The 4034-nt window shown below is 36.2% G+C and carries 4 protein-coding genes; all 4 read right to left on the reverse strand.

Annotated features, from left to right (window positions below; genetic code table 11):
* The coding region (locus AC33VI_RS09210; RefSeq protein ID WP_491781970.1) for a DUF262 domain-containing protein at positions 1–1080 on the reverse strand (1080 nt) is incomplete at its 3' end.
* 99 nt (positions 1081–1179) lie between these two features.
* Entirely contained in the window at positions 1180–2472 is a 1293-nt protein-coding gene (locus tag AC33VI_RS09215) for a lipopolysaccharide biosynthesis protein (RefSeq protein WP_491781971.1), read from the reverse strand.
* A complete protein-coding gene (locus AC33VI_RS09220; RefSeq protein WP_491781972.1) occupies positions 2472–3497 on the reverse strand; it encodes a glycosyltransferase family 4 protein in 1026 nt (341 codons plus the stop codon). Before AC33VI_RS09220 ends, AC33VI_RS09215 begins: the two co-directional genes overlap by 1 nt.
* Entirely contained in the window at positions 3494–3796 is a 303-nt protein-coding gene (locus AC33VI_RS09225) for a hypothetical protein (RefSeq protein ID WP_491781973.1), read from the reverse strand. The genes AC33VI_RS09220 and AC33VI_RS09225 overlap by 4 nt, the downstream gene beginning before the upstream one ends.
* Between the last annotated feature and the right edge of the window lie 238 nt (positions 3797–4034).

Raw genomic sequence — 4034 nt, forward strand, 5'->3', positions numbered from 1 at the left:
TAAAAGTTGATCTCTAACATATTCAATACGTCGTGTAACCTTATTTTGAGAACCACTACTATCATATTTTGTATATTGTTTAAATTCTTGAGAATGCAAAAAAGAAGTTGATTTTGGCTTTAAATTTGGATGTTGTCTTAATGCTAGAGCAACACCAACAGTAATTGATTCAAATTTAATTCTAGTTGTAGGCTCATAGCGTTGTTTAGATTTTCGATGAATATGTAAAGCATTTGGAAAGTATTTTTCCATAAAATTTAGCATCGAAATAAATTCATTTCGCATTGCGTCAAGATCTAAAGAATCGGATTTATTTTCTTGTTCTAAATACTTGTCTAAAAATTCATGTACTTTTCTACCTGAATAATTTTGATAATTATTTAAAAATGCAAAGAAGCGTAAAACAAATTCTTGCGGATCTCGCTTTTTAATTTCGGTTTCAGTAAAAGAACATAAATTGCGAAATTGCTCTAGTTTTGATAACTCTTCAATCAAATCGAGAAACTTCCCTGGTTTACTTCCTCTGCGTTTCTCCATTTCGTTTAATTCCACACTACCAGTATTGATTCTTTCAAAAAGATCCCTTCTTACTTCTTCATCTGCTTCCTCTGTTAGTTGAATCATTCTAATAGTATTTCTTTGAAAACGTCTCTGACGGGATAATGGTAAATCTTTGAAAGTAAAACCATTAAGACTTGGTAATTTTTCAAGTTTGTTTAATCTCAATTCGTTTTTGACAAATTTAGCCAAAGTACGAATTCTTTGTGTACCATCAATAATTTCCAACCGTGCCAAATCTTCTGATTCAGATATATCAGCTACAAAAATATAAGGTATTGGTAACCCTAAAAGTACAGATTCAATAAATTTCGATTGCCTATCTTCATCCCAAGCCATTTCCCTCTGGTAGTCTGGAATAAATAATTCATTTTTATCTTCGTCTATTCCATCTAAATATTTTTGAACGAGTATTTCAATAGGATATTCTAATGTGTTGTAGTCTACAGGTTTTCTTTGGTCGCGAATTTCTTTTTCGGCAGCTTCTTTTTTCTCGTTAGTAATTTCTTTTTGAGTTACCATATTTTGTAATCTATTGCACCTAATATTATGCTAGGCAAAAACCTATAAAAGCTAAATTTATTTTGATCGATAGTTAAGTATTAACATGATCGTATAACTTTACTCGATCGCCGATCTCCCTACTATAGACAACCTTTTAAATACATACTGTGTTGCCCAGATCGCAAATAAAGGCAAACATACCGCATGAACTAATAAAACTGTAGTTGCCACACCGATACTTTGCCACTGTACGCCAATTAATAAGGCAATGCTGAATAAGACGGTGAAGATAACATTCCAGAGTAAATCGATTTGAGGTTTATCTACGGCAATTAATAACTGAGAAGCAGAATCAGCAAAAGGACGGGGAATTGCTGATAAGCAAATTACAATTAGTACAGGGATAGCGGGGATCCATTTTTCGCCAAAGACAATGGGAACGTAAATAGGTGCAAGGCTGGATTGCAAGATTACCATAGGCAAAACAATAAAAGAAATGGTTTTGAGGCTGCTAAAGTATCTCTGTTTGAACTGTGATAGATTAGCGCGAGCATTGCAGAGATGGGGTAATAAAGCGGATTTGATTGAGGTAATAATTCCCAAGCTAATACCTAAACCAGCATTAAAAGCAAAATAATAAACGCCTAAAGCTTCAATACTGAGGAAACGCCCGACAATTAAATAATCCAAATTACCCCGTAAGTTATTTAATAATTCTACTCCTAAAACATTGCGTCCGAAGCGCAGTAGATCGCCCCAGCCAACGGCTGTAAATTTAAGTTTTGGTCGCCAAGAATGATTTTTTAGCATAATATAGACCCAAATTGGCGAGACGAGTAGCTTAGGAACTATAATTGCCCACATTCCCCAACCTGCGATCGCAAATATCAAAGACAAGATATTATCGGTAGAAAACTGCACCATCTCCACTAACGCGATCGCTTTGAGACGGTTTTCTCGTTGAATTAGGGCTGCTTGAACCAAACCATGTGGTAATAAAAGTAAACTAATCGCCATTGCACATATAGGCAGAATTAATTGCTCATCGCGATAAAACCAAGCTAGAGGAAAAGCAATTAAGCATTGACAAACAAATAAAGCTATGGAGACTAACCAATTAAGCCAATAAGCAGACTGTGCTAGTTGCTCGATATTCTGAGCTTTAGCTTGAATTAAACGAGTACCAATGCCATTACGGGTAAAAACTCGCACGATATCATTGACTGTCAAAACAATTGCTACTAAGCCATAATCGTGTTTGGTGAGAAACCTTGCCAGTACAATAGTAGTAAGCAACCGCGTTACCCGAATTACTGCCCCTGATAGTCCTAACCAGCCCAAATTGCGAGTAAAAGGACTATCTACTTTTTTCAGTCGTTGACTCAATTTGCTCCAGATCTTGTTTAGCATTACCCTGTTACTTCCTCTAAAAATACTGACCAACTGTGCAAAAATTCCGACCAAGCATTAACCACTGAGCCCCTAGCTGCTTGTCCCCAAGCGGTTAAGTCTTGTTGGGGTAAGAATTCAATTGCAGCTACTAATTGTTGTATGTCATTGGCAGGTACTAATAAACCACAATTACCGATTTGAAATTTATTGTTGTCAGTCTCCCCAATCTCCCCCTCTCCTCTGACTTGCTCGCTCAAACCGTCAACATCAAAAACAATTACTGGTTTACCCGCTGCTTTGGCTTCTAAACAAACCAATCCCCAAGGCTCCCAACGGGATGGAATCGCTATCGCATCACAGTCACACAGAAAGCTTGGTACATCTTCAATTGCACCAAGTAATTTAACGTGGGGTAAATTTTTAGCTAAATCTTTAATTAACTGTTCATCTTCCCCGTAACCACCTAAATATAATTGGAATTCTGCGGGTGATAAGTTAGAAAAAGCTGATAACAAGAGATCGAAGCCTTTTTGGGGATCGAAGCGACCAAAAGCTCCAATTTTCAGGGGAAGACTTGGACTTTTGTTTGGAATCATTAAGAATTGATCGACGGGAGAAGCGGAAAAAATCGTTCTAATTTTGCTAGGTTTAACCAACTTGTTACCTAACATCCAGTCGCGTTGAGCGTGGGAAATACTCACTACTCCATCAGCTATACCGTAAGCCAAGCGCAACATTAAACGAAAGCGACACTTAGAAGGAACTTGATATTGTTCAAATCTCTGGGAATAGTGATGATCGTAAATGTAGAGTTTGCTGTGTTGTTTTAATAAGCATAAATCTGCGAGATATTTCCAAGCACAAGGATAATGACAAACGATCACATCGGGAGGAGAATTGTTGATTTTTGTTTTGGCGGCTTCGAGGCGTAATACTTCAAAATTAAATTGTTTTTCTAGAGATGAATTAACTAATTGTTTAACTAAAAGATTCGATCCTCCAACCAATTTATCCCCAATTAAATGCCAGATGATTGGTTTCATACTGCACTCCCTACCAACCCCAACCAAGAAAAAATATCTTGCAAGGTTATCGTGTTAGCTTTTAGATCTTCAAACTGCGCTTGATAGGTTGCTAGATCGGTAATCGAGAAATCTTTCAAAGCCTCATCTTCGATACCCTGAAAATTAATATCTTGACCTTCAACAGCCAAAAAATTAGTTTCTTTAATAGGAGTCATATAAATTTGAGGGTGCTGTTGGAGATATTTATATAAGGCAGTTGTTTCTGCTTTAGCAGCACTAATAATCAGAAAATTGGGTAGAGTCTTTTCATTTATCATTTAGCATTTACCATTTATCAAATGTTTAATGTTCGATATTTAATGCTTAATATTTATAGAGTTCCCAATTTTTAATTTAAAACCATAATTGTAATCTAGGTTACATGATAAAAAGTAGAACAAGATCGTTAATATCTATAGCGATCGCAGACGGGAATTAAGTGCTGTTTTAAGAATTTTTCTTGTTCAAAATCAGCAAATCGTTGCCGAATGAATGACCATTCTCCCGTCCAGTTCA

The organism is Waterburya sp., assembly GCF_058530065.1.

Coding starts and splice junctions, on each gene's coding strand:
- AC33VI_RS09215 (WP_491781971.1), bottom strand. CDS start 2,472: ATGCTAAACAAGATCTGGAGCAAATTGAGTCAACGACTGAAAAAAGTA.
- AC33VI_RS09220 (WP_491781972.1), bottom strand. CDS start 3,497: ATGAAACCAATCATCTGGCATTTAATTGGGGATAAATTGGTTGGAGGA.
- AC33VI_RS09225 (WP_491781973.1), bottom strand. CDS start 3,796: ATGATAAATGAAAAGACTCTACCCAATTTTCTGATTATTAGTGCTGCT.